The sequence below is a fragment of the Sphingorhabdus buctiana genome, assembly GCF_042680825.1.
GTDB lineage: Bacteria > Pseudomonadota > Alphaproteobacteria > Sphingomonadales > Sphingomonadaceae > Sphingorhabdus_B > Sphingorhabdus_B buctiana.
Window position 1 is genome coordinate 270,470 of the sequence record NZ_JBHUEL010000003.1, and the last position, 25,715, is coordinate 296,184.

21 protein-coding genes are annotated in these 25,715 nt (G+C 48.3%); 10 read left to right on the forward strand and 11 right to left on the reverse strand.

The annotated features are described in order from the left end of the window. Nucleotides 1-134: 134 nt before the first annotated feature. The 3 genes from ACFSAG_RS04355 to ACFSAG_RS04365 form a co-directional block, all read right to left on the reverse strand. Nucleotides 135-437 (reverse strand): HigA family addiction module antitoxin, encoded by a 303-nt coding sequence (locus ACFSAG_RS04355; protein WP_381511697.1) that lies wholly within the window; start codon nt 435-437, stop codon nt 135-137. Continuing rightward, nucleotides 437-721 (reverse strand): type II toxin-antitoxin system RelE/ParE family toxin, encoded by a 285-nt coding sequence (locus tag ACFSAG_RS04360; protein ID WP_381511699.1) that lies wholly within the window; start codon nt 719-721, stop codon nt 437-439. Before ACFSAG_RS04360 ends, ACFSAG_RS04355 begins: the two co-directional genes overlap by 1 nt. Nucleotides 722-838: 117 nt before the next feature. Then, nucleotides 839-1,651: a class I mannose-6-phosphate isomerase gene (locus ACFSAG_RS04365; RefSeq protein WP_381511701.1), complete on the reverse strand. Its 813-nt coding sequence runs from the start codon at nt 1,649-1,651 to the stop codon at nt 839-841. A 474-nt stretch (nt 1,652-2,125) separates the two neighbouring features. On the opposite strand from ACFSAG_RS04365, the gene ACFSAG_RS04370 reads away from it, so the two are divergent. After that, the gene (locus ACFSAG_RS04370; RefSeq protein ID WP_381511703.1) at nt 2,126-3,595 is read left to right on the forward strand and encodes a GNAT family N-acetyltransferase; all 1,470 of its coding nucleotides are present in this window, start codon (nt 2,126-2,128) and stop codon (nt 3,593-3,595) included. 150 nt (nt 3,596-3,745) lie between these two features. On the opposite strand, the gene pseI is transcribed toward ACFSAG_RS04370, so the two are convergent. The 5 genes from pseI to ACFSAG_RS04395 all read right to left on the reverse strand — a co-directional run bounded on the left by pseI (nt 3,746) and on the right by ACFSAG_RS04395 (nt 10,070). Further along, nucleotides 3,746-4,798: a pseudaminic acid synthase gene (gene pseI, locus ACFSAG_RS04375; RefSeq protein ID WP_381511705.1), complete on the reverse strand. Its 1,053-nt coding sequence runs from the start codon at nt 4,796-4,798 to the stop codon at nt 3,746-3,748. Between the two features lie 594 nt (nt 4,799-5,392). After that, the gene (locus ACFSAG_RS04380) at nt 5,393-6,703 is read right to left on the reverse strand and encodes a UDP-glucose dehydrogenase family protein (RefSeq protein WP_381511707.1); all 1,311 of its coding nucleotides are present in this window, start codon (nt 6,701-6,703) and stop codon (nt 5,393-5,395) included. 26 nt (nt 6,704-6,729) lie between these two features. After that, the gene (locus ACFSAG_RS04385; RefSeq protein WP_381511709.1) at nt 6,730-7,749 is read right to left on the reverse strand and encodes an NAD-dependent epimerase/dehydratase family protein; all 1,020 of its coding nucleotides are present in this window, start codon (nt 7,747-7,749) and stop codon (nt 6,730-6,732) included. Between the two features lie 21 nt (nt 7,750-7,770). After that, a complete protein-coding gene (locus ACFSAG_RS04390) occupies nt 7,771-9,018 on the reverse strand; it encodes a tetratricopeptide repeat protein (RefSeq protein WP_381511711.1) in 1,248 nt (415 codons plus the stop codon). Nucleotides 9,019-9,020: 2 nt separating this feature from the next. Beyond that, nucleotides 9,021-10,070: an O-antigen ligase family protein gene (locus ACFSAG_RS04395; protein ID WP_381511713.1), complete on the reverse strand. Its 1,050-nt coding sequence runs from the start codon at nt 10,068-10,070 to the stop codon at nt 9,021-9,023. A 685-nt stretch (nt 10,071-10,755) separates the two neighbouring features. Here ACFSAG_RS04395 and ACFSAG_RS04400 point away from each other — a divergent pair. Next, nucleotides 10,756-12,963 carry a GumC family protein gene (locus tag ACFSAG_RS04400; RefSeq protein WP_381511715.1) on the forward strand — a complete coding sequence of 736 codons (2,208 nt, stop codon included), beginning with the start codon at nt 10,756-10,758 and terminating at the stop codon, nt 12,961-12,963. 448 nt (nt 12,964-13,411) lie between these two features. Here the strand turns inward: ACFSAG_RS04400 and ACFSAG_RS04405 are convergent, their stop codons facing one another. Both ACFSAG_RS04405 and ACFSAG_RS04410 read right to left on the reverse strand, forming a co-directional pair. Further along, nucleotides 13,412-14,596 carry an O-antigen ligase family protein gene (locus ACFSAG_RS04405; RefSeq protein ID WP_381511717.1) on the reverse strand — a complete coding sequence of 395 codons (1,185 nt, stop codon included), beginning with the start codon at nt 14,594-14,596 and terminating at the stop codon, nt 13,412-13,414. Beyond that, complete coding sequence (locus ACFSAG_RS04410; RefSeq protein WP_381511719.1) at nt 14,593-15,810, reverse strand: glycosyltransferase; 1,218 nt, start codon at nt 15,808-15,810, stop codon at nt 14,593-14,595. The genes ACFSAG_RS04405 and ACFSAG_RS04410 overlap by 4 nt, the downstream gene beginning before the upstream one ends. A 295-nt stretch (nt 15,811-16,105) precedes the next feature. Here ACFSAG_RS04410 and ACFSAG_RS04415 point away from each other — a divergent pair, with 295 nt between their 5' ends. From ACFSAG_RS04415 to ACFSAG_RS04450, 8 genes are all read left to right on the forward strand, one after another. After that, nucleotides 16,106-17,065 carry a glycosyltransferase family 4 protein gene (locus ACFSAG_RS04415; protein ID WP_381511721.1) on the forward strand — a complete coding sequence of 320 codons (960 nt, stop codon included), beginning with the start codon at nt 16,106-16,108 and terminating at the stop codon, nt 17,063-17,065. Nucleotides 17,066-17,091: 26 nt separating this feature from the next. Next, nucleotides 17,092-17,709, forward strand: a complete 618-nt coding sequence (gene hisH, locus ACFSAG_RS04420; RefSeq protein WP_381511723.1) for an imidazole glycerol phosphate synthase subunit HisH — start codon at nt 17,092-17,094, stop codon at nt 17,707-17,709. A gap of 1 nt (nt 17,710) precedes the next feature. Continuing rightward, nucleotides 17,711-18,472 (forward strand): AglZ/HisF2 family acetamidino modification protein, encoded by a 762-nt coding sequence (locus ACFSAG_RS04425; RefSeq protein ID WP_381511725.1) that lies wholly within the window; start codon nt 17,711-17,713, stop codon nt 18,470-18,472. Between the two features lie 7 nt (nt 18,473-18,479). After that, nucleotides 18,480-19,580: an N-acetyl sugar amidotransferase gene (locus ACFSAG_RS04430; protein ID WP_381511727.1), complete on the forward strand. Its 1,101-nt coding sequence runs from the start codon at nt 18,480-18,482 to the stop codon at nt 19,578-19,580. Nucleotides 19,581-19,651: 71 nt separating this feature from the next. Then, entirely contained in the window at nt 19,652-20,737 is a 1,086-nt protein-coding gene (gene gmd / locus ACFSAG_RS04435) for a GDP-mannose 4,6-dehydratase (protein WP_381511730.1), read from the forward strand. Nucleotides 20,738-20,755: 18 nt separating this feature from the next. Next, on the forward strand, nt 20,756-21,679 hold the full coding sequence (locus ACFSAG_RS04440; protein ID WP_381511732.1) for a GDP-L-fucose synthase family protein: 924 nt from the start codon (nt 20,756-20,758) through the stop codon (nt 21,677-21,679). Next, nucleotides 21,676-22,860 (forward strand): DegT/DnrJ/EryC1/StrS family aminotransferase, encoded by a 1,185-nt coding sequence (locus ACFSAG_RS04445; protein ID WP_381511734.1) that lies wholly within the window; start codon nt 21,676-21,678, stop codon nt 22,858-22,860. The genes ACFSAG_RS04440 and ACFSAG_RS04445 overlap by 4 nt, the downstream gene beginning before the upstream one ends. A gap of 51 nt (nt 22,861-22,911) precedes the next feature. Further along, nucleotides 22,912-24,384, forward strand: a complete 1,473-nt coding sequence (locus ACFSAG_RS04450; RefSeq protein WP_381511736.1) for a hypothetical protein — start codon at nt 22,912-22,914, stop codon at nt 24,382-24,384. A 36-nt stretch (nt 24,385-24,420) separates the two neighbouring features. Here the strand turns inward: ACFSAG_RS04450 and ACFSAG_RS04455 are convergent. Next, a protein-coding gene (locus ACFSAG_RS04455) for an IS3 family transposase (RefSeq protein WP_381511737.1) occupies nt 24,421-25,592 on the reverse strand; the annotation gives its coding sequence in 2 pieces (ribosomal slippage) (nt 24,421-25,340 and nt 25,340-25,592; 1,173 coding nt in all). Nucleotides 25,593-25,715 lie beyond the last annotated feature (123 nt).

The window sequence follows — 25,715 nt, forward strand, 5'->3', positions numbered from 1 at the left end:
TTATCGGGCATCGCCTGACTGACAATTATTTTGGCGCCAAAAGGTATGGGCGGGTTCATGAGGGAAGTTAGAAGAGCGGTAAAAATGGCCCTTCACATGTCCTGAGACGAAAATGGAGACCTGAGTTGGCCACCTCAGGCGGCAGCCAGGACTTCGTCTACGACTATGTCTTCGGCATGTGCGCGGGCCTTTGCCAGATCGTATGCTATCTGCATACGCATCAGCGTATCAGCCTTGACGCCAAAAGCCTTCTCGAACCGGATCGCCATTTCTGCCGAGAGCGCTGTATGGCCATTGAATAGGCTGCTGAGTGTCTGTCGGGTGACGTGAAAGCAGGACGCGAGGCGATTGATGCTCACGCCGCTCGGATCAACAATCTCGCTTTTTAGCCAGTCACCGGGGTGAACTGCCAGAGAGGGGTGCATAATCAAAGCCATCAGTGATAGTCCTCCAAATTCAGGTCGGCGATGGTCGCCTCATCAATCCTGACAAAGGTCAGCCGCCAATTCTTCGTCACAGTCATGGCCCAACGCCCGACCTTGTCCCCAACAAGCTCATGCAGGCCATAATTTGGTGGCACAGCCAATTCGTCAAAGCTGCCCGCGGCGTCTATGAAGGCGAGCATTTTACGGATACGGGTCACATCACCCACCAAGCCCTTTGCATTGCCGGTCTCAAAGAACCGGCGCAGTCCCTTATGGGCGATGCTGTCGATTTCCATGCCGCAGTATGTCAAGCATCGTTTGACATGTCAAGTCACCTTTGACATGCCTGTGCGGAGTGAGTTTGCATTGTGCGCACAATTTTTCTGGCGGGGCCGGAAGATCGAGCCGGGTGCTTATCGGGAATTTGCGAGCGATTTACGCGCGAGCAGAAATTTGTCGCCAGCGCCAAAATCCAGCTCCTCGCGGTCAAGAAGAGCACACTGCCCGGGCTGGACGGCCTCACCGCCCACAGAGACGGAACCCTCAAGGGGCAGGATCAGAGCGGGTTGGCCCGTGAATGTAAGGGCATCTTCACCCGCCGAACCGTCGACATAGTGAAGTTCAAAGTGTGGCCCCTCGACAAGCAATTGAGAACCCACCGGCGCAATACGCTTCCGGAATTTGGTATCGTATGGCGCCAGTTTCGCGACGGCGAGTGCCTCATCCAGATGCAGTTCGCGGGGACGGCCATAGTCATAGAGGCGGTAAGTGATATCGCTAGTCTGCTGCACCTCGATCAGGCTGACCCCGGCGCCAATGGCGTGAACCGTGCCTGCAGGAATATAAAAGAAGTCGCCCGCAAAAACGGGATGCCAGACGAGGAGGTCCTCAATCGAACCATCCAAGGCCGCGGCGCGGACCGTCTCTGCATCCAACTCCTCCTTGAAGCCGATGGCCAGCGACGCATCCGGTTCCGCGGACGTTATGAGCCAGCACTCCTCCTTACCCCGACGCCCGAGACCCGCCGCCTCAGTATCGGCATCCGAGGGGTGAACCTGGACGGAGAGTTTTTCCGAGGTGAAGATGTATTTGATGAGGATGTCTGGGAGCGCGGGTGGAGGATCGAACCAGATCTCGCCGATTTGCTCTGTCCCTGCAGATTGGAAGGGTTGTGGAAGGTCCACAACACCCCAAGGTTTTGCGACACTATGCGTGGATAGATGCATAATTCAATTAGTCCGATACCAAGTCGCAATCAACCACATTCAAGACGCATAATAATCGCTGTACTATCGAACGAAGCAAGATTCCTCTTGGCGAAAAAGTGTCTACGGACGGTATCCTGTGCGCGACTGCAGGAGTGAGGCGCCGACTCAAGTTACTTTAGCGTCGCCCTGCTCGATTAGGATGTAATTGTGGATTTCCTTCGCTCCGGTCTCCGCCTCGATGGTATCTATTAAATTTACTACTGTTATCAGCGATCTAACGGTATCTGAAGACGCTTTATACTAACTATATGCAAGTGAGATACTCTAGTCGATAGGCTAATTAACGATAAGATATTTTCAGCTCTACTGATAACTAATCGTAACTGGAAGCAAGCACGGTCAAGAGATAAAAGTGATGACTTTGTAGACATTTATGGAGTATGGGGGTGCATGACTACGCAATCGTTGCATAATAAGATTACGCCTACATGCATGCGGGTCGCCATCCGCGCCGATGCAGGCGCCAAGACTGGGATGGGCCATTTTGCAAGGATAGCACCAATAGCCACTGCTTTACAGAAAAGTGGTGATGTCGAAATTCTATTAGTTACCAATTGCGAAGGAGCATCTTATATTGGTGCGTTTTTCTCGGCAAGAACGCAAGTTTTAACTTTGTCGCCAGAAGAAAACTCTCCGCTAGCGGCAATTCAAGCAATGGAGGCGCGCGGCTGGAACCCCGATGTTATTTTAGTAGACCAATATGGCTGGATAAAGCAATGGGAGATAGAGTCAGCTAAATCAAACATGAGCTTAGTAGTGCTTGACGATCTTGATGTTGCATGCAACGCCGATTTGATCGTGCGGCCCCATGGCAACACAAGAGTTAGTGGCCGGGGACTCGTCTTGGCTGGGCCTAGCTATGCCCCATTGTCTCCACAGGTCATTAATTTAAAAAGCCCGCAACGAAAAATCCCCCGATCACGGCTGCGTCTAAATATATGCTTTGGTGGTGCCGATCCAACGCAAGAGTTATCGAAAGCCATAGAAGCGGCGGCATCTCTAAATCACATGGATATTGACGTTCTAGTGGGGCCAGGAGCGCAAATCGAACCCAAACTGCTAGATACGGTGGACCGATCGACGCACATAAAATTGCATCAAAGCCCAACACAGAGCAAACTGGTAGAGCTAATGCGCAGCGCCGACCTCGCCCTAGGCGCTGGAGGTGTGATGCTCTGGGAGCGACTGCATCTTGGGCTTCCATCACTCGTAATTTCAACCGCAGAAAACCAGCTACCGCAAGTTGAAAGCATGATCGCAAAAGGTGCTTTGGTCTATCTTGGCCATCATTCGGAGGTTGATGTTGCTTCAATTAAGCGAGGCATATTGTCACTTGCAGAAGATAAAGTACTTCGAAAAAAGCTGTCCGTTAGAGGCCCCAAAACGGTTGATGGCCAAGGAGCATGGCGTCTAGCCGCATGGATAAGAGCCTTACGCTTAGGATTTCGTGACGTGGAAATCGAGGATGCAAAAGATTTGCTGAGATGGCGGACCGACGAGCGCAATTGGCACTACAATTGGGCTGGGTCGGAGAAACCCCAAATGGAGTCCCACCTCACCTGGCTTCGAAAGTGCTTAACTGATCCAGACTGTATTTTTCGAATTTTCATGCAAGCCGATGAGCCGGTAGGCGTTGTCCGATTTGATCTTAGTGATGGGTGCACCAATGCCTATCTATCCATATATCTAGTACCTGCTTGGCATGAAAAGCGGATAGGGCTTCCTCTATATTTTGCGGCAGAAAAAGAACTTCGCCGATCTCATCCATCCGTCAATCGCATAGTAAGCAAGATTCATGCGGAGAATTCAGCTTCCGAACGCCTCCATCGCAATGCTGGCTTCGAGATTAAAGTTTCAAAATTCCAGTCTGACTGGCTGGATGCCACCAAAGAAATAAAATGAGTGCCGACATTCTCTAATAAAGTCTAAAGGTTTAATTTTCCTCCCTATTTACATAAATCATGTCCAAATAAACAAGGAACTGAGAGATTTCGATCCTAGCTTGCCTTGCACTGGGTAAGCAGTACCGTCGCAATAGTAAGCTCTGTCATTTTATTCTGAAATCAAATCAAGGCTTAGTGGGGTGCCGTATGAGATTGATTGCTTTGCCGTTCTACCTAAAACGCTTTTAAAGTACTTAGTATGTAGTCCGCGACCCGGACGAATACATCGTATATTTTTGATTGTGAAAGCCTCCCCTTCATTAATATCAGCTACCGCATAAATTGATCGACGAAACTGCATTGATGCGGCTTCCGCAGCGCTCGCGGGACCGAATTTTGCTTCCCCCAATGCTGACCAAGCATCATTAATGCGACTGATATACTCTTTCAATTCAGCGGGAGTAGCTGAAAAAGCTGCATCCACTGAAGTGCGATCATCTGCAAGTTTGAAATGCTTTTCGAAAACACAGGCGCCCAAGGCCACAGCCGCGATAGCAGCTGTGTGACCAACCGTGTGATCTGAAAGGCCGACTTGGCAATCGGGAAATGCAGTCTTTATAGCTGGGATTCGCCTAAGGTTGCTGTCTTCAATTGCTGCAGGGTAATTGCTGGTGCAAGAGAGTAGGCATATTGGCCCGGATGCAGCATCTTTAAGAGCCTGAACCGTCTGCCAGATATCTTCGAACGTCGCCAAACCGCAAGATACTATTAATGGCTTTTTAGTTTCGGCCACCTTTTCAAGCAACGGAATAAATGTATGCTCGAACGAGGCCACCTTATAGCATGGCACATCCAGTGCCTCGAGATAATCTACGGCTGTTTCATCAAAAGCGCTTGAAAACGAATGGATACCCTGTCGGCGCGCCTCTTCGAACAATCGGGCATGCCACTCCCACGGCATGTGCGCTTCGTTATAGAGATCATGAAGAGTGCGTCCCCTCCAAAGGCTATCGGGGTTTTCGATACGGAACTCGGGACGGTCACATCTGATGGTTATAGTATCCGCAGTGTAAGTCTGAAATTTGACTGCACATGCACCAGCCTCCGCAGCAGCGGCAACCATGTCAAGCGCCCGGTTCAAATCACCTCCGTGATTGGCAGACACCTCTGCGATGACATAAGGTTTTGCGGATGGCGAAATGCGACGGTCAAGAATTTGCATGCTTTATCCTGAAAAACTGGATTTGATATTACGACACGAAATCAAAGTGTGATCCATCGCGTCAAGCCTTATCATATACCTGATTGAACGTTGGTTACAAAACTTGGATTCATACGTAGAGCATTTGTCTGTCACCGAATTGGGTGGTTTGATTTAGATCGCTTCTCGCGATTTGAGCTGGATAGAGAGTGCGCCATCGATCTAGTGAAGCTCAAAGTGCGGCCTGTCGACTAGCAGTTGGGAGCCGGTCGAGGTGAAGCAATTGCGAAATTTGGTATCGTAAGGCGACTGCGAGAGCTTCGTCCAAGTGCAATTCACGGCGACGTCCATTTTAGTAGAGGCGATATATAATGTTGCTCATCTGCTGAAGCTCAATGCGACTGACGCCAGCTCCAATCGCATGCACAGTGTCCGCGGAAGTATAAAAGAAACGTCGAGCTTTCATGGGAAAAAGGCTAGAAGGCTAGGGGCGCCTACAATGGATCTATCCAAGGCTTTAGCGCGGACTTTACGGCCTCAAGGGATTTCTTAAAACACATCGCTGGAGGAGGGCCGGGCTAAGCGGCTGTGATCAGCCATTACTTATGCTTAGCATCACGTGCAGCTCCGCCCGACACTATAATAATCGAACCCGGCCTTGGCGCCTTCTTCGGGGCGGTAGATGTTGCGCAGGTCGACGAGGACATCGCCCTTCATCACGCCTTTGAGCTTGGCAAGGTCGAGCGCGCGATAGGCGTCCCATTCGGTGACGATGGCAACCGCATCCGCGCCTTGCGCTGCGGCATAGGCGCTTTCGGTCATCTTGACTTGCGGAAGGATCTTGGCGGCTTCTTCCATGCCTTCGGGATCATGCGCATAAACTTCGGCGCCTGCATCGATCAGCGTCTGGACGATGGCGATTGAGGGGGCATCGCGCATGTCATCGGTATTGGGTTTGAAGGTAAGGCCCAACAGCGCGATCCGTTTGCCGCGTGCATCGCCGCCAAGCGCATTTACGATCTTGCGCCCCATCGCGCGCTTTCTGAGGTCATTGGCCTGCACCACCGCCTCGACGATGCGCACCGGGGTGTCGTTGTCCTGCGCGGTCTTCAGCAGCGCCAGCGTGTCCTTGGGAAAGCAACTGCCGCCATAGCCGGGGCCCGCATGCAGGAACTTTGAACCAATGCGGTTGTCGAGGCCGATGCCGCGCGAGACATCCTGCACATTCGCGCCCAGCTTCTCGCAAAGGTCGGCCATTTCGTTGATGAAGGTGATCTTGGTCGCAAGGAAAGCGTTCGCCGCATATTTGATCAGTTCGGACGAACGGCGGCTGGTAAAAAGGATCGGCGATTCATTGAGGAAGAGTGGGCGGTAGACGCCGCGCATCACTTCGCGCGCCCATTCGGTATCGGTGCCGACAACAATGCGGTCAGGCCTCTTGAAATCGCCAATCGCCGCGCCTTCGCGCAGGAACTCGGGGTTGGAGACGACTTCAAACTCCAGATCGGGCCGTACATCGCGGATGATGCGCTCGACCTCGTCGCCCGTTCCAACCGGGACGGTCGATTTGGTGACCACCACGGTCTTGGGATCAATCGCTTCGCCAATCTCTTTCGCGGCCGCATAGACATAGCTCAAATCGGCATGACCATCGCCGCGGCGCGAGGGTGTGCCCACTGCGATGAACACCGCATCGCAGCCCTTCACCGAACCAGCCAGATCGGTCGAGAAGCTCAGCCGCCCGGCATCGACATTGGTCTTCACCAACGCATCCAGCCCCGGCTCGTAAATCGGCATGATATTGGCGTTCAGCCGGTCGATCTTGCTCTGGTCCTTGTCAACACAGACCACATCATGCCCGAAATCGGCAAAACAGGCGCCAGATACCAAGCCAACATAGCCCGATCCGATCATCGCGATTTTCATTATGTATTCCCTTTAGATTCCTGCGATCAGCACGCGTAATAATCGCGATACCAGTGCACAAAACGCGCCACGCCCTCGCGAAAAGGTGTCTGTGGACGATATCCGGTGAGCACCTTCAAGAGTGAGGAATCCGCCCAGGTCGCGGGGACATCGCCGTGTTGCATTGGCATGCTATTGCGAATGGCCTTCTTGCCAATTTCGATTTCTATGGCGCCGATGAAGTCTAAGAGACGAACTTTCTCAGAATTGCCGATATTGACGACACGGAAGGGAGCGGCAGGACTTAGGCTATCACCTGGAGCAATGTCTTCCGGCTTTTCGGGGCGCTGTGGGACTGCATCGATGAGACCGGCAATGCCACGAACGAGATCGTCGACATAGGTGAAGTCACGCCACATGTCGCCATTGTTGTAGACGTCAATTGGCGTACCGTCGATGATACCTTTGGTGAACTTAAAAAGTGCCATGTCTGGCCGGCCCCACGGCCCGTAGACGGTGAAGAAGCGGAACATGGTGATCGGCAGGTTGTAGATATGCGCGTAGCTGTGGCCCATCGCCTCATTGGCGAGCTTCGATGCTGCATAGAAGGTGAGCGGCGTCGCCACGCGCTCGGTTTCGGTAAAGGGCATCTCGGTATTGGCACCGTAAACGCTTGAGGTGGAGGCCATGAGAAGATGCTGGACGCCTGCCAAGCGGGCGGCCTCCATGATGTTGAATGTCCCGACAATATTGGCGTCGAGATAGGCGCGTGGATTTTCGATGCTGTAGCGGACCCCGGCTTGAGCCGCCAAGTGGACGATCACGTCCGGCTTAAACGAAGAGATGGCAGTTTGGAGCTGCTCCTGATCCTCAAGCATCGCCTCGGTCGCAGAAAAACCCTCGTGCTGGTTGAGCATCGCATGGCGGCGCTCTTTCAGGCGGACATCATAATAGTCAGTCATGCCATCATAGCCTCCAACAAAGTGCCCCTGCGCAAGCAGAAGTTCGGCGAGATGATATCCGATGAAACCAGCGGTGCCGGTTATGAAAATGCGATTTTTGTTCATGTCGGTAAAATCAATACGCTATCATCCGGCAATACGAATGACACGTACTGAAGATATAATCGCTTCAAGGCCGGTTTGTCCGTTGCCACCAGAGGCGATCAGGTCCAAAAACTGCACCGGGCAGTTTGATGGGATTGTGAGAGCATCACGCGCAGTTGCATCGACTACATCAAAAGTCCAAATCTCTGTACCTGACCGTTTGGCGGCGCAGCGCAGCTGCCATCGGATAGAACCCCCATAACCGCGATCAATCGGGGTAACGCGGGCGTCGAACTGGTAGTCTCCCGGACTCAAATAGAGAAGTTTTGACGCAACGGTCCGTGTCGTGGATGCATTTGCGAAAATCGCTAGCCTCGGTCGATCACCTGCATTGGATTCTATAAATTGACCGCCTGCATCGGGATCGACAACCAAAAGCCAACCAATCGCCCCGAATTCCCCGGTCCGATCTGAATTCGAGAACTCGACACTTTTCAGTTTCGTCGGGTTGGAGCCGGGTAAACCCATATACAATCGGCGGGCTTCGGTAAATTGTTCTGCCTTTACCAGTCGCTCGAGCAACCCAAGTATTTGGCTCTTCGCCGCATCCACATCCGCAAGTCCTCCCGACTCCAAGACCAAGTCGACTACTACATTTAGATTTCCGCTATTCGCATTAGCATAAAAGAGAAATGGAATCGTCCAACTGCTACCATTTTTGATATAAGGAATAAGCGCCGCTCGAACTTCAGGCTCCTCAATTGCTGAGACAAGTCGGGGGAAAAGTAACGATTGCACCTCAGGCTTAGTTCGAAGCACTATATCATAGTGCTTCAAGGCTTGCTGGGTGTCGTTTCGACGTGCGCTCGCCTCTATAAGCCATAACTGCGCACCTGTTTCCCTACGAGAAAGTCTGGCAGAGTATCGAACTAATGTTTCAGCCGCCACTGCATCTCCCTGTGCATCGGCATAATAACCCAAAACACGGAGCGCTTTCGGATTAATAGCTTGTTGGATCAGTGCGGCACGTGCAAAAGAGCGAACCTCCGGCGCAGGCTTCTTTAGACTGGAAAAGAGTAGTTGATCTGCCCTAGCTGCAAGTGCGCTACTGTCGGTAGGGACGAACATTAGCGCCAGTTGAGGATTTTTGATCCTAGTTACTCCCGACACCGTAAGTGCGAAAATAAGCGACGATCCTCCAATGCCTGCAACCAAAACCAGCAAAAGACGGACGATACCGATACTGTTCAATAGCTTAATAAAGCGAGATCGTTTGTTCGAACGGCGCATCTTCAGCGCTCCACACCCGAGATATCTTCTACACGCGAATGCAGCCGCCCCGATTCCGCGAGCCAAAGCGTCAAGAGTACAAAAATGCACATCATCGTCGGGGTACGCAGCGGATAATCAAAGGCGCTGGCGATCGCTAAAATGATTATGGCCAGTGATGCCATGCGAGCCATCACAGTCGCACGACGCAAAGGATCTGCGCAAAACCAAGCAAAGTAACCCTTTTTCACATAAGCGACCAACGCTACGACAAGTAACAATATACCTGGAACACCAAATGTTACCGCGGTTTCTAGCCAATCATTATGTGCCCTATTTAGGTAAGTCGAATCGAGCTGGCGATTGGGCTCAGCAATTTGAAAAGCTTCGACAAACGAACCAGATCCGGATCCCACCGGAAAATATTTCCAGAACAAGTCGACTGCTATCAACCAAAACTGCGCTCGCCCATCGTCTCCGGCGGAGTGTAAAAAGAGTCGCTCCACTGCTTCCGCACGAGAAAAGTATAAGGATAGAAGCCCCAGACAAACAATGGTCACACCAGCAAGAAGAGGTGCGGCCGTAAATTTCCATTGCATGGCGCTACGTCTAACTGGTCTGCCAGTAAGCGGTTGTCGGTAAAGCATCGCTGCACCCATCAAGCCGATGACAGCTAGGAGGAGGCCAGATCTCGAACCGGTGACCAGTATTAAGGGAATAAGGACGATCCCGATCGCGGCCGCTAAAATCTGCCGGCTTCTCTGCCGGTCTACGCTACCGAAAGTTATCGCCGTAAAGGCCGCAAGCATTGGGAAAAGACATGCAAGCAGCGCTGCTGCATGATTCCGGTTCGCAAATAGCCCTACTGCTGATCCATTGTTGGTGATCCGATAAAAATATAGCACTGGGTTCCCGCCGCTAATTGCCTGCAGCAAACCAAAAAGACCGGAAAGTGCACCTAGCCCGATCAGAACCGGCAATAATCTAAACAAATCATCGCGGCTGAGTTGCACGCCCAACAAAAGGACCGCAAATGGTGCGAAAAGAGATGCTATTGCATGCCAGCCGTTCATCGGTGTCAAGGTTAATGGTCGCCAAAGCGGCTCAAGACCTATTAACGAGTCGATCGCAATAACTTCATTTCGGCCAGGCATTGATTGCCAGACCCCAGGCGGCAGCGGAATTATGTGAGCGATAGATATTGCAAAAAGTAAGGCGAACCCAACACCTAGCCACCATCGGCCGCGAAAGTGCTGAACACGTAACGTGGCTAGCGCGAACGCGCATAGCAGCACCGAGATCGGGCGCAGAATGAGAAGCGATTGCACATCATTGCGTGACGCCCCACCCGTTAGGAACACTAGTGCAAAAAAAGCCACTAGCACCCAGAACTGCAACGATGGCGAAGTATTACGCTGATCGACTCGTGCCAATGTCTCGTCCACCTGTTTTCTGGCTGACACTCTGAGGTCAACGCTTCAAATTTATCTGATTCCACTGCTCGACTGTTTGTTTTCGATCAGTTTGAAGACGACATCTTACTATTTCTGTTGCTTTCATTTGGCAATAGGGGGACAGGCCGATCTCAACGCTCAACGGTAAGAAGAAAAAAGAAAAAGGGTGGAACTCACTCCGGCTTTCGTCTAGCTCAATGGGGTGGAGTAATGTTCAAAGCGCTTCAATCATTGGTCGAGCAAAGTTTATGTTGTGCTCTCGGCCGAGAGAGAAGTTTGCGAGTTTTACAAACTAAGGATCACAATGCTGAAGACAAGTCCCCCCGCATTGAGCCCGCTCAATTCGGGCATTGTAACGAAAGAGCAACTAGCCGACGAGCAGGCGTCATTAGCTCCTCCGATACTGCTACAGTATTGGCAAGTTGTGTTGCGTTGGAAGTGGGTTATTGTCGGCATCGTTATTTTTGCGCTGGTCGTTGGATTGGTAGCGACACTTCTTGCAACGCCTCAATATACTGCTACTTCTCGGATAGAAATCAGCCGTGAGCAGAAAAAGGTCACCAATGTGGATGGGCTTGAAACGCAGGACGCGGGCCGCGATTTGCAGTTCTACCAGACACAGTACAACCTTTTGGAAGCACGTTCTTTGGCTGAACGGGTAGTCCGTAAGCTACGCTTGAGTACCAATGATGCTTTCTTTGAAGCACACGGGGTAAACCCGGATGAAGAGTCTATTTTTGGCCAGAAATTAGGACAGCCACTGAGTGCAGCGGACCGGCAGCGACGTGAGAAGCTAGCCGTCGAGCTGCTATATACACACTCCTCTATTACACCCATTCGCAACTCTGCGCTTGTCGATATCAGTTATACCAGCGCGTCAGCTTCATTGTCGGCACAGATAGCCAATGCTTGGACCGAACAGTTCATTGTTCAAAGTATGGACAGGCGCTTTGCCTCTACTGCCGACGCACGGAGGTTCCTAGAAAGTCGGCTTGCAGATCTACGCACGCGCCTTGAAACATCAGAACGTGAACTCGTAAACTACGCGGCTGCGAAAGGTATAGTAGCGCTTGGAGTGAGTAAGAGCGCTGACGGCCGCACTGAAGTCGATCGGACGTTGGTATCAAGCGATCTCGAAGCGTTGAATTCCGCACTCGCGCAAGCAACAGCCGCACGTATTGCTTCTGAAAGTAGAGTTAGGTTGCAAAACGGGGGCACTAACAGCGATGCTCTCGCTAATGCAACAATTTCTGAGTTACGGCGGAAGCGGGCGGAGGTCGCTGCAGAATATGCGAAACTCATGGTGCAGTTCGAACCTGGCTATCCTGCTGCCCGTGCATTAGCAGAGCAGTTAACGGTCCTCGATGCCAGTATAACGCGCGAGGAAAATCGCGTTTCTGGCAGTCGGTCTACGGAGTATCGGGAAGCTCTAAAGCGGGAAGCTGACCTGAAAAGTCAGGTTGAATCGCTTAAAAGCCGTATGAACCTTCAACAACGTGACAAAATTCAATATAACATTTATCAACGAGAGGCTGATACTAATCGCGAACTATATGATGGCTTGTTGCAGCGCTATAAAGAAATTGGCGTGACAGGCGTTGGCGTCAACAACATCGCAATTGTCGATACCGCGAAAGTACCGGAAAAGCCGTCTTCGCCGAAACTGCCTTTAAATCTTGCGCTTTCTCTGTTGGCAGGTTTGGGGTTAGCGGCACTGGCAACTTTTGCACTCGACCAGATAGATGAAGGCTTACGGGACCCAACGCAAGTCAACAGGCTTTTACAAATTCCTCTTTTGGGAAGCATACCTGATGCAGAAGAGCGAGACGCGTTAGAAATGCTTCTCGACCCCAAATCTGCTTTATCCGAAGCTTATCTCAGTGTTCGTTCCAATCTCGCCTTTTCGACCGATCACGGCGTACCAAGGTCCATGATGGTTACAAGTACAAGGCCCGCGGAAGGAAAAAGTACTTCAAGCCTTGCCATTGCAACGGTTTTAGGCAGGACTGGCAAGAAAGTGTTGTTGATAGACGCAGATATGCGCTCACCTTCGATGCATCTTTTTACCGGACAACCTAACCCCATGGGTCTTAGCAATTTTCTGGCTGGCGAAAATGATTGGAAGCAGCTGGTATTGCAAACTGGTCTGAAAGGTCTAAACCTACTTCCTGCAGGGCCAACCCCGCCCAGCGCTGCCGAGTTGCTTAGCAGTGATCGCATGTTGATACTCGTGAATCAGCTCCTCCAGCATTTTGATCATATTGTGATCGACTCGCCGCCAATACTTGGTTTAGCAGATGCTCCCTTGCTGGCACGTGCGGTAGAGGGTTGTGTTTTCGTTGCGGAAGCTGAGGGTGTAGCAGTTCGAGGTATAAAGACTTCACTAGGTCGACTGCACTCGGTTCACGCACATGTGCTTGGTGTAGTTCTAACAAAATTGCGGTCCAAGCAGGCAGGATATGGGTATGGGTATGGGTATGGATATGGATATGGAGCTGACAAATCCAACTAATCCAGCTGACTAATGTCCCTCTAAGGTTGTCGAGTCGGAGGCCGACCGGGGTTCACAGTTTAATCATAGAATTAGCTCATGCCGCAAAGCGGGTCGTCCAAGATTATACTTTCCATGTGCAACGAACGCCCTAAAATGCGAGTAGTCGATTAGTTGTATCTAACTACCCAACTAGAAGGCGTAGAGAGGAATGTGCAGCACGGAAGTGCCATCCCTATTACAACGTGCTCGCCCCTTGAATCGCTTCAGTGTATGCATAGGGCTTCACAGGTCGGGCTGGAGGGACGCTGAAGCAGAACTTGAGATTTGGCGACAACAAAACCGAAATATCTTCGTGACGTCGGCGAAATTTAAGCAGTCAAGAATTGAAGCGCCTAATCAATAAATTTTACAGGCGCCTTAGGTCTTTTGAGCTGATATCAATAATCATTAAAACAGGATCCGGATTTTATTTCCGAGCGATTAAATTAAATGCATACAAGTCATCTTTGTTCTTCAAACTGGATAAAAATCTCAAATTACGATTTTCATTTCCTACCCCCATAAAAAAGAATAATATAATGTCGTTAAATGAAATCCCCCAGAAAATTGAATACTGAGCTCCGCTGAAAACCAGTATTGAAGCAATGTAAATAATATTTTTTCTATTTAATGAATGTAAAATTGCAATAGCATAAAGAGTAGAAATTATAATGCCATGAGAAGCAATAATCATGAGAAATGAGTTATGTGCCGTTGCTTGCTGGCCATTATAGTCTGTAAAATATTTTACCGAGCCATTCCCAAGAAACAAATTATTAGAAATAAATCCAACAAAATCATTCCATATCAGATCACGTCCAGCCAAATCTATAGACTCATTACCACGAGTAAATTGCCTAATTACCTCATTGAACCAAATCGAAATTTGATCAAAATAGAATATAATGGCAAATGAAGACATTATAAATATCAATAATAAGTATGCGACCTTTTTGTTAACTGTTGATTTTAGAAACTTCATCGATCCAGAAAAGGCAAAGAAAAACAGTATTGCGATAAAAGCCGTTCTTCCGAAATTCAAAATACCAGCGAAAGTCACAATAGCTAATGCAATCTTTGGCATGTTATAACTATAATACTTTGCCAAGTAGTGAACGATTAGGACAAATGCCAACAACTTTTCAGCGAATACACTCGCATTATTCCCTAACCCGAAAGGCCTGTTAAAATATACTAGGTCATTTATGTTAGTGAACTCCTCAAATCCATCAATATTAGTATAAAATGTTGAAACACCATAATATGATTGAGCAATAACAAACAACGCATCAATTACAAAAAGCCAAATAAATATTCGTAAATCATTTGGCTTAAACTGTTGAGCAATGATATACGCTATCGGTGTCAGAACATTAAAACTAACTATATGCTGAATTGATAAATCTGATTCCGTCCGAATACCGTTGTAGTAACTATACATCAAGTTAATCTGCGAAAGTACTGCAATAATAACTAATATATAGAATACTGAATCTATCCTTAAAACTAATTTTCCACGCTTAGTTAGTAATGGTAGGAAATAGAAAATCCGAAAAGTCTGATTAAAGTAAGGAAGTACAATAGTTGATAGAAAGAGAAGTGCGCCGTTCATTTCATCTTGCCCGCTATATTTTTATTTTGAGTGATACAATCAACTACACGGCGGCTTATTGATCTCCAGGTGTAAGCAAATTGGTTATCCAAATCATAGCGGTGGTATCTCAGCACTTTGATCCTCTCGACAAGCTCTGATGTCACTGGATCATCAAAGTTCACTACGAGCCCTGCATCCGCTTCGACTACTATCTTGGAAACATTATTCTGGCTGAAGCAGAGAATTGGCTTGCGATTGCGAAGCGCTTGTAGAAGTGGCCCGGACATCGAATGGAAGCTACTGTCATGAGATAAAACGATGATATCGGCATCTACAAATAATTCATCAAACTCGCTTTTCTGAAAAAACTTTGCCTCAACGGAAATTTCAGTAGCCGAATTTGAACGTTCATACACGTTTCTCAGATCGGCAACGTCCACATCGATCGGTGCCCCCGCCACCTTCAAGCTAATATCTTCGTCATTGAGCGAGGCAAAGAATGAGAGAACGCTGTCGATCTTTTTTCCTTGCCTAAGTACGCCAGGACAAACATAGCGAATTGGCATTTTTGCTTCGCAAAAAGTTTTAGCGGGCAACGCGTCCATTTCCGGATCAAGTCCCCAACCGACCAGCGCCAGCTTGCTTGTAGATATGCCTTGAGCCTTTGCTAGTTCAAGATCGGCTTGCGTCATTACGCCTATCATGTTGCCTTTGGCTACATGTCTTTTTATCAACCTCAAGCAGATTGCCTTATATACACTTTTAAAGCCTTTCAAAGCCGGGTTTGGGAATGAATGTACAACTGCGAAGCAGTGCAATCTGCTGCCGTGCCCGCTTAAAAATTGAGCTATCATTGATTGTATTGGCTCATACTCAAGATCGACAACAGTGTCATATTCATGACATGATCGATATAGCTTTATGTAATAAATTATCAAAGAATAAAATCTAATACAAAAGAATATTAGTATTCCTAAGTATCTAAGTTTTTTGTATAAGTAATTTTTTGTTTCAACTGTATAATATTTTCCTATAAAACCAACTTTTATGCCAATTATTTTTGAATTACTTGTAGAGTGTGAAGATAATACAGATAGAGCATGGCAGATTATTTCTTTATATTTATCATGCTCTACCAAACATGAGCACAGCCCATCCAACATTTCTCCATGACCTAAGCGATCAAGTGCTGTTGCGCAGGATAATATGATGCCCCTTCTATCAGCGGTCATGGCCGGTCCTGCAAGGAGATTTACAATGCCTAGAGAGGGTTATACCAAACATATTGGTTCCGTAGCGCTTCAACAAACAGGTAAGCATAGATTCCATTATTGAAACCATTTACGATTGCAAGCCAAACCGAGAGATTACGGAAAATTGCGGTTTACAGGAGGTTTTACGAATCTACTGGCATCGGCGTACGTCCAGTTATTTGTTGTGGACGCACCACAATACCGACGTTATTCGACCTTACTTCTCGAAATATCGCCGTAAAGTGGCATCCATGTATTCGGTAGTTGTGTAACGATGACCATTTTAACTCTGGCCTTTGCAATTGCTGGGTCTATTTTGGCGAGCTGCTTCTTATGTCGGAGCGCATTTCGGATTGCCAGCAAATTTGCGCTGCTTGACATTCCGAATCGGCGCAAAAACCACCTCCATGTGACGCCTCTGATGGGCGGCATTGTCTTACTTGCAGTTTTTGTGCCGGTTTCGCTACCGTCTATAGTTTCATTGGCTGCCCCCATTCACCACTCTAAGCTATTCATTTGTGTTGCAGTCGTATTTTCCATGACATTTATAGGCATACTTGACGACCGTCATTCTTTGTCACCGAGGGTAAGGCTGTGGCTTTCGTTTGCAGTTTTCGGCTGCGCGGCCTATTTTGAACCCATATTTAACGTCCGAGTTCTCGATTTCGAACATCCGCATTTAACTTTCGGTCTCGGGACTAGAGGCCTGGCAATTGCGTTTACAATCTTTTGCTGCGTCGGTTTAGTGAACGCTGTTAATATGGCAGATGGCAAAAATGGATTGGTTATTGGCCTTTGCATAGGCTGGCTCGTATTGCTTATGCTGCGGGCTCCGCTTGAATTTATACCAATCATTAGCCTTTTGCTCGCGGTTCTAGGGGTTTTGCTTTCGTTTAATTTGCGCGGCAAACTTTTCCTGGGCGACGGTGGGGCATATGGTTTAGCAAGTGCAATTGCGATGATAGCTATTGCGGTTTACAATAGTCCCGGCGCGCACGCGACGCGTGCCATGGCCGCGGAGGAATTGGTTTTGCTGTTTGCGGTCCCTGTCCTCGATTCTTGCAGGCTCACTTTCAAGCGCGTCCGGAAAGGACTATCTCCGATGGCTGCGGATAGAGATCATCTGCACCATCATATGCAAGAGAGATTTGGATGGCCCACTGGGCTTCTACTTTACTGGACACTTGCGATTCTGCCGAATTTTCTAGTTTATGTTTCTGAAATATATGCTTAATGTTTTTTGTTAGGAGCCTCAGCACAATGACCATTTCGATAGTAGATTATGGCGTTGGAAACTTGGGCTCTATAAAGAACATGTTTAAAAAGCTCGGCGCGAGCTCACGCATTGTCAGTAACGCCGAGGAAATATCCGAAAGCAAAAAGTTAATCTTGCCCGGTGTTGGAGCCTTCGACGCAGGTATGCGTAAACTTGAACAGTCAGGATTGAGGCAGGCGCTTGATCAAGCTGTGCTTGAACGTGCCATTCCAGTCATGGGCATTTGCCTTGGCATGCAGTTGATGACCGATGGGAGTGAAGAGGGGCAGATTCCAGGCTTGGGCTGGATCAAGGGCAAAGCCACAAAATTTGTTTCCGGTGATGAGAAGCTAAAGGTACCACATATGGGGTGGAATCGCGTCGACATCGTAAAAAATCATCCCGCGCTGAGGAATCTTGGACCTGACTCGCGCTTCTACTTTGTCCACTCTTTCCACATCCAATGCCAAAATCGAGACAACGTCCTGATGCGAACCCGTTACGGATCTACATTATTTGACTCAGGATTTGCTGCTGGCAATATAATCGGCTTTCAGTTTCATCCGGAAAAAAGCCATCGTTTCGGATTGGCGCTCCTGAAAGGCTTCGTGGATAATTTCTAATATGTTGATGCATCGCGTTATCCCGTGCCTTCTTTTAAGCGATGGCGGCCTAGTGAAAACCAGAAAGTTCAAGAACCCAATTTACGTTGGAGATCCAATTAATGCAGTGCGCATATTCAATGATAAGGAAGTCGATGAACTTGTAGTTCTAGATATTGTCGCAAGTACCAAAGGACTGGCGCCCGATTTTACCCTGATTGAAGCAATCGCCAGCGAATGCTTCATACCCCTAGCATATGGAGGCGGCATATCGACAATTGAACATGTGCGAACGCTTTTTAGACTAGGTGTTGAGAAGGTCATTTTGAACACAGCGCTCCACGTCACACCTGATTTGGTCAAAGCTGTGGTTTGCGATTATGGTAGCCAGGCAGTCGTAGCTTCCATTGATGTGAAGCGCAAACTGTTCGGCAGATGGGAGGTGACCACATGTTCGGGAACAAAACAAACCGGGTGGGACCCTGTTGAATTTTCGCAATATGTGGCCGGCCTGGGTGTCGGAGAAATCCTTCTCACGTCAATTGACAATGAAGGCAGTATGGCAGGGTATGACATTGCATTAACATCAACAGTTAGCCAAGCGGTAAATATACCGGTCATTGCCTCAGGCGGCGCCGGGTCGCTGAATGATTTGCGCGACGCGATCCTGAATGGCCACGCATCAGCGGTCGCTGCAGGAAGTATGTTTGTTTTGTACGGACCACACCGGGCGGTTCTGATTTCGTATCCTGAATATTCCGTTTTAACAGAACTTCTGAAATGAGAAAAAAATGATAATAACTTGTACACGATGTGTAATGAATTCTACAGTCCCCGGCATATTTTTTGATGAAAATGGCTGCTGTAACTATTGTATTGAACATGAAGAAAAAGTAAAATTAATTCCAGCAAATAAGAAAGATGCAGAAAAAAGACTGAAAAATTTGATTGATAAGATAAAATCAAAAAAAAGAGGTCAATATGATTGTATAATTGGATTGAGCGGCGGAGTAGATTCTTCTTATGTTGCATATATAGTTACGAAACTCGGACTTAATCCACTGGCCGTTCATTTTGACAATGGTTGGAATTCCGAATTATCGATCAAGAACATAGAAAATATCGTGCGCAATTTGAAAATTGATCTCGTAACCTATGTCATCGATTGGAATGAATTTAGGGACATTCAAAAATCATTTTTCAAAGCAAATGTAGTCGATATTGAAATGATAACCGATCATGCAATTTTCGCTGCCATGTATAAGATTGCTAATAAAAATAAAATAAAATATATAATATCTGGAACTAATGCGGCAACAGAGTCAATTATGCCAGATGAATGGCAACACTTCAAATTTGACCTGCTTAATCTTAAATCAATACATAAAAAATATGGTTCATTAAAAATTAAGAATTATCCAACAGTGAGCATTTGGAATATTGCTTGGCAAAAATACGTAAAAGGTATAGAAACTGTTAGTATTTTAAACTATTTAAAATACAACAAAAACGAAGCCATGAATATTCTTTCCGAAACTATTGGATGGTCTTACTACGGTGGGAAACACTATGAATCATCATTTACGAAATTTTATCAGTCTTATATTCTTCCGGAAAAATTCAATATTGATAAAAGGTTAATACACCTTTCTGATTTAATTATGAATAATGAAGTTGACCGGTCACAAGCTCTTCTTGAACTCCAAAAAAAACCATATGACGAAATTCAGATCGAAGCAGACATAGAATATGTAATAAAGAAGCTCGGAATGACAAAAAGCGAGTTTTCAAACTACATGAGCACAAAACCAAAAAGTCATTATGATTTTCCTTCCTACGCGAAAATTGCAAAAAAGCTTGTCAATATATACAAGAAAAACCGTTATAATTGACATTGCGGTTTTATAAGGCCCGATTCCGGCGATGGGTGTTTTTAAAATTTTCGATATTCAGGGATGATACTGTGAAAAAAGCACTAATTACAGGTGTAACCGGCCAAGATGGCGCATATCTTGCCGAATTTCTGCTCAATCGCGGTTACGAGGTTCATGGCATAAAACGTCGAACCTCGTTATTTAACACCGCGCGTATAGATCACTTACTTCAGGACGTTCACACCAACGATCTGCCCTTCTATCTGCACCATGGAGACATGACCGACTCGACAAGTCTTTTGCATATCATCCAAAAGGTGCAGCCAGACGAAATTTACAATCTTGCGGCACAAAGCCACGTTGCAGTTTCGTTTGAGGAACCAGAGTATACCGCAAATTCAGATGCGTTGGGTGCACTACGCCTGTTGGAGGCCATCCGAATACTAGGTCTGACAGAAAAGACCCGCTTTTATCAAGCCTCTACCTCAGAGCTGTACGGCTTGGTGCAAGAAGTGCCTCAGCGGGAAACAACGCCATTCTATCCTCGGAGCCCTTATGCTGTAGCTAAACTTTACGCCTACTGGATTACAGTGAATTATCGCGAAGCATATGGAATATATGCCTGCAACGGCATTCTATTCAATCACGAATCGCCAATTAGAGGTGAAACTTTTGTCACTCGGAAGATAACCCGCGCTTTGGCACGCATCAAATTGGGAGTGCAAGACTGCCTCTATCTCGGAAATCTGAATGCCAAACGTGATTGGGGGCATGCCAAGGACTATGTGGAAATGCAATGGCTAATGCTGCAGCAGGCGGCGCCCGAGGACTATGTTATCGCAACAGGCAATCAATATAGCGTACGCGATTTTGTATCGGCAGCTGCAGCCGATTTAGGCATGTCGTTGCGCTGGGAAGGCAACGGCGTAAACGAGAAGGGCTTTGACGCAAGTGGCAAGCGAATAGTAGAAGTCGATCCACGCTATTTTCGTCCGACCGAAGTAGAGACGCTTCTAGGTGATGCGAGTAAAGCCAAGGAAAAACTTGGCTGGGAACCGAAGATCAGCTTTCAGGAGCTAGTCGCTGAAATGGTTCGTGAGGACCTATTGAGTGCAGAACGCGAGCAATTCGGTGCAAAGTTCGCCAGTCACGGTAGTGATAATATCACAAGCTAAAAAGCGCTTGGAAGCACAATGAAAATACTTCTAACTGGTGGAAGCGGGATGGTGGGACGAAACTTGCAGGAACAGCTGCGAGGCGGTCACCACAATCTGATTGCCCCTTCGAGCAACGAATTGGATCTCACCTCTTTAAGCACTACACTCGACTATCTGCGAACCCACAAACCTGACTTGGTCGTTCACGCTGCAGGTCGAGTCGGCGGAATTCAGGCAAATATGCAGGAGCCGTTCAGATACTTCGTCGAAAATTTGGATATGGGGCGTAACATCATATGCGCAGCACTTGATGCCGGTGTTACAAAATTAATCAACTTGGGCAGCTCGTGCATGTATCCGCGCGACCACAATGAGGCGTTGCGCGAGGAACAAATTCTGACAGGGGAGCTCGAGCCGACCAACGAAGGCTATGCGTTGGCAAAGATCGCAACCGCCAAGCTGTGCGAGTACGCTAAATGCGTAATGCAGAGCGCTCAGTATAAAACAATTATACCTTGCAATCTTTACGGCAGGTTCGACAAGTTTGATCCTAAGCATTCGCATTTATTGCCGGCGATTATTGAGAAAATCCACCGTGCAAAAAGTGAGGGAATCGAAAAAGTTGAGATTTGGGGAGACGGCTCCGCACGCCGAGAATTCATGTATGCAGGCGATTTCGCTCATGCCCTGATTTCAGCTATTGATGATTTTGACAGTATACCCTCGCTGATGAACGTCGGACTTGGCCAAGATTTCTCGATCAAGGAATATTATGAAGCGGTTGCCGAAGTATTGGGATACAAAGGTGGTTTCATATTTGATACGACCAAACCCGTCGGCATGGCGCGCAAGCTGGTAAACATAGAACGTCAAACAGCTTGGGGATGGGCGCCTAAGCACAGTTTGCAAGACGGGATTGCTGCGACCTATCAATACTATCTGCAGGAGTACAATGTATGAGTTATCGCTTTCCCTTAGCCACCGCGACTTGGGGGCCAGAAGAGCTGGAAGCGATGCAAAAGGTAATCGCTTCCGGAATGTTTACAATGGGGCAACACGTACAAGCCTTCGAGCAGGCATTCAGCGAATATGTCGGGAGTGAATACAGTGTGATGGTGAATTCAGGATCCTCCGCTAATTTGCTTATGGTCGCGGCGCTCTTCTATACCAAAAACTCTAAACTGAAATTGCAGGCTGGCGATGAGGTTATTGTGCCTGCCGTTTCCTGGAGCACGACCTATTACCCGTTGCACCAGTATGGCCTTAAGCTTAAATTTGTAGATATTGATCTGAATACGCTCAATTACGATCTCGAACAAATTTCGGCTGCGATTACGGAACGAACGCGAATGATCATGGCGGTAAATCTGTTAGGCAATCCAAACGACTTTGAGGCAATTAAAGCGATAATTGGCGATCGCGACATAGTTTTGATTGAAGATAATTGTGAATCACTGGGCGCAAGAATTTTTGGACGTTCTGCCGGTACTTTTGGAATTATGGGAAGTTTCAGCACATTTTTCAGCCACCATATTTCCACTATGGAAGGCGGCGTGGTTGTGACTGACGACGAGGAACTTTATCACATACTCCTCTCCTTAAGAGCCCATGGCTGGACCCGCAATCTTCCCAAACATAATCACGTCTGCGGCCTAAAAAGTGATGATCCCTTTGAAGAGTCGTTTCGATTCGTACTCCCTGGTTACAATGTACGGCCTTTGGAACTTGAAGGCGCATTGGGGGTGGAGCAAGTCAGGCGACTACCCGAATTGATTGCAGAACGACGCAAGAATGGTCTCCTATTGCAGCAGGCGATGAAAGATCATCCCGAAATCCTGATTCAGCAAGAGCTGGGAGAAAGCAGCTGGTTCGGCTTCAGCTTGGTAATCAGGCCTGATAGTGGGCTGAATCGTCGGGAATTGCTAGCTCAGCTGAATAAACTTGGTTTTGAATGCCGGCCGATAGTAGCTGGCAACTTTGCGAAGAATCCGGTGGTCGAATATTTCAACTATGAAATTTTTGGTGATCTCGCAAATGCGAACCATATCGATCAATATGGACTGTTCGTAGGCAATCACCACTATCCGCTCAACGAGGCGATTGACGCTCTATCGAGCGTGCGAATATCACAGCAAGTGTAATTTTTGATCGCTCCCTAGAAATAAGTCCGCCAAAAGGGAACAATCATAAGTATGCCCTCATCCACCATGGAAGTGATAACCGAATGCCAGGAGAGATTTGGCGTTGCTGACTGGCAAATAGATAGCGTTCGTGTTTGGCCGTTTTTACGATTGCAAATCGGTCATGCTCTTGAGCAGCAGAATCTGTCGATTGGCAAGAAGTCATTTCGCTCTGCTTCTGTAAAAATAAAACGTATTACGAGAGCGATCACGCAAGTTGGCAGATTTGCGAAAAACGCTGAGAATGGGGCGGCAGCAATATTCAACGATGGGTCGGGCTACTATTCCAATGCAGCTGGCGTTGCAGCCAACAAGCATTATGACAATATAAAGCATGCACTGGAGCAGTTGGATATCAAGCCAGTCCACATTTATGATTATGCTAACCCGGAGATAAACAATTTACCGGGGGTTCAACAGCTTGAAGCCGCACTGGACGGCAAGTTTATTCGTGCACGCGTTCGCGACCTGATGACTGTCCGTCGCGTGCCAATGCACATGGAGCTAGAGGGCTTCAAAGAGTTTAGAACGTATTGCGAGAAACTCGCCATTGACTTGAGTATTCTCAACCCGGCCCGACTTTGCTCGTTTGTGCGAAGTTGGGTTGCAATGCGTGACTATATGATACTGGCTCTTCCCCGTTTGAATCCAAATAGTCTCTGTTTTATAACAACATATTATGGCTATTATGGGATGGCTTACACTTCAGCAATGAAGAGTCTTGGTAATGTCGTCGTTGACATCCAGCATGGCCTCCAAGGCGCTAGCCACTATGCCTATGCAAACTGGCAACGCGATGCCAATATTCTGTTCGACCAACTACCAAATGGTTATTTGGTCTGGACCCCTAATGATGCCAGAAATATTAGGCTGTGGGCCAAAGGTGATTGCGTACAAATAATCGCACCGCATATTCCCAAAATTGATCGGGATCCGATAGGCAATGTGGACGGAAAGAGAATTTCGTGCGACCGCCTAGTTGTATTCTACAGTTGTTCGCTGCTGGATGTCGAAAAGCAAGCAGGATTGTTAAGGCAGCTCGCACAGCAGAATCTCGATGGCATGCACTTCCTCATCAGAAGCCATCCTACTGAATTAAATGAAATTAAGAAATTAAAAAAGTATCTTCAAGATATTGGTTTCACAAATTTTGAAGTTGAAATTTCAAGCAAATATCCATTGGCAAATGTAATTGCTAGCTCGGATGTGCATGTTTCGATTTGTTCTTCAGTTGCAATTGAATGCAACGAAATGAATCTTCCGTCAATTTTGATAAGAAAATATGCGTACGATGCGCTGAATGGGTATGATATTGGCCTTTTTACTTACGTGGACGATGGGCAGGATGCGGCAGAAACTTTGAAAAGAATAGAAACTACGCCAGCATCAGCAGGAAAGCTCCGCTCCAATGACCAATCTTATACGAACGTAGCTCAAGCGATTGCCAGTCTAGCAGTGTCGATGCGCGCATTACGGACATCATAGCCATTGACGTGACCCCCAGCTTTCCACCAGCTGGGATTAGAGTCTGACCGCTTTGTTGCGCATAAGCGCGGTTGAAGCAATGGCCTGCGTAGCGGAGCCCGTAGGGCGTAGCGAAGCAGGCCATTGCTTATCCATTTTGGCGGCGAACGCCGCCGGGGTTTCATATCCAAGCGACGAATGCGGCCTGTCTTGATTGTAGTCCTCAACCCAGGTTGCGATCTCAACGCGGGCATGAGCCATGCTGAGGAACAGCGTCTCGTTCAGCAGCTCGTCCCGCATGCGGCCATTAAAACTCTCGACATAGCCGTTCTGCATAGGCTTACCCGGAGCGATGTAATGCCACTCCACACCCATCTCCCCACACCATGCGAGAACAGCGTTGCTGGTGAGCTCGGTGCCATTATCGCTTACGATCACACCCGGCTTGCCCCGCTGGGCGATGAGCCTGGTCAGCTCACGCACGACACGGTGCCCCGAGATCGAGGTATCCGGCACCGCTGCCAGGCACTCTCTGGTCACGTCATCAACGACGTTGAGCACGCGGAACCGTCTGCCTGACGCCATCTGATCATGCACAAAGTCAAGGCTCCAGCGCTGGTTCGGCAGGGCCAGAACCGGAGCCGGCGCTCTGGTGCCAACAGCCCGCCTGCGGCTGCGCCGTCGCCTAACCGCCAAGCCCTCCTCACGATAAATGCGCTGGGTCTTCTTGCGGTTGATCATCACGCCCTCCCGGCGCAGCAGGATATGCAGGCGTCGATAGCCGAACCGGCGACGCTGGTTGGCAAGCGCGCGCAGCCTCTCGCGAAGCGGTGCATCGTCATCCCGCGTGGAACAGTAACGCACGCTCTTGCGATCGGCATCGATAACACGACACGCCCGCCGCTCGCTCATCCCATGACACGCCTGGAGATGAGCGACCGCTTCCCGCTTAGCGACGGGCGTCACCACTTTTTTGTCAGAAGATCCTTTAACGCAACATTGTCCAGCATCGTGTCAGCCAGCAACCGCTTGAGCTTCGCGTTCTCGTTCTCAAGCTTCCTGAGCCGCCGAGCCTCAGATACCTCCAGCCCGCCATACTTCGCCCGCCAGTAGTAGATCGTCGCTTCCGACACGCCGTGCCGCCGGGCCAGATCGCCCGTCTTGGCACCCGCCTCCGCCTCCTTCAACACCCCAATAATCTGCTCTTCCGTAAACCTCGTTCGCTTCATCGTCTGTCCTTCCTTCAGGCTAGACTCTAATCAATCTTGGAGGAAAATCAGTGGGTCACGTCACCATGTCTAGAAGATAAAGTATCTAGCAAATATTGCGATGGCTGTTACTGGAGCGATCGA

Bases quoted from the DNA above. Each gene is read 5' to 3' on its own strand.
- pseI (WP_381511705.1), bottom strand. From the start codon at position 4,798: ATGCAAATTCTTGACCGTCGCATTTCGCCATCCGCAAAACCTTATGTC.
- ACFSAG_RS04425 (WP_381511725.1), top strand. From the start codon at position 17,711: ATGTTGATGCATCGCGTTATCCCGTGCCTTCTTTTAAGCGATGGCGGC.
- ACFSAG_RS04365 (WP_381511701.1), bottom strand. From the start codon at position 1,651: ATGCATCTATCCACGCATAGTGTCGCAAAACCTTGGGGTGTTGTGGAC.
- hisH (WP_381511723.1), top strand. From the start codon at position 17,092: ATGACCATTTCGATAGTAGATTATGGCGTTGGAAACTTGGGCTCTATA.
- ACFSAG_RS04360 (WP_381511699.1), bottom strand. From the start codon at position 721: ATGGAAATCGACAGCATCGCCCATAAGGGACTGCGCCGGTTCTTTGAG.
- ACFSAG_RS04370 (WP_381511703.1), top strand. From the start codon at position 2,126: ATGCGGGTCGCCATCCGCGCCGATGCAGGCGCCAAGACTGGGATGGGC.
- ACFSAG_RS04440 (WP_381511732.1), top strand. From the start codon at position 20,756: ATGAAAATACTTCTAACTGGTGGAAGCGGGATGGTGGGACGAAACTTG.
- ACFSAG_RS04450 (WP_381511736.1), top strand. From the start codon at position 22,912: ATGCCCTCATCCACCATGGAAGTGATAACCGAATGCCAGGAGAGATTT.
- ACFSAG_RS04410 (WP_381511719.1), bottom strand. From the start codon at position 15,810: ATGACCGCTGATAGAAGGGGCATCATATTATCCTGCGCAACAGCACTT.
- ACFSAG_RS04355 (WP_381511697.1), bottom strand. From the start codon at position 437: ATGGCTTTGATTATGCACCCCTCTCTGGCAGTTCACCCCGGTGACTGG.
- ACFSAG_RS04385 (WP_381511709.1), bottom strand. From the start codon at position 7,749: ATGAACAAAAATCGCATTTTCATAACCGGCACCGCTGGTTTCATCGGA.
- ACFSAG_RS04380 (WP_381511707.1), bottom strand. From the start codon at position 6,703: ATGAAAATCGCGATGATCGGATCGGGCTATGTTGGCTTGGTATCTGGC.
- ACFSAG_RS04390 (WP_381511711.1), bottom strand. From the start codon at position 9,018: ATGCGCCGTTCGAACAAACGATCTCGCTTTATTAAGCTATTGAACAGT.
- ACFSAG_RS04395 (WP_381511713.1), bottom strand. From the start codon at position 10,070: ATGAACGGCTGGCATGCAATAGCATCTCTTTTCGCACCATTTGCGGTC.
- ACFSAG_RS04405 (WP_381511717.1), bottom strand. From the start codon at position 14,596: ATGAACGGCGCACTTCTCTTTCTATCAACTATTGTACTTCCTTACTTT.
- ACFSAG_RS04445 (WP_381511734.1), top strand. From the start codon at position 21,676: ATGAGTTATCGCTTTCCCTTAGCCACCGCGACTTGGGGGCCAGAAGAG.
- ACFSAG_RS04430 (WP_381511727.1), top strand. From the start codon at position 18,480: ATGATAATAACTTGTACACGATGTGTAATGAATTCTACAGTCCCCGGC.
- ACFSAG_RS04400 (WP_381511715.1), top strand. From the start codon at position 10,756: ATGCTGAAGACAAGTCCCCCCGCATTGAGCCCGCTCAATTCGGGCATT.
- ACFSAG_RS04415 (WP_381511721.1), top strand. From the start codon at position 16,106: ATGACCATTTTAACTCTGGCCTTTGCAATTGCTGGGTCTATTTTGGCG.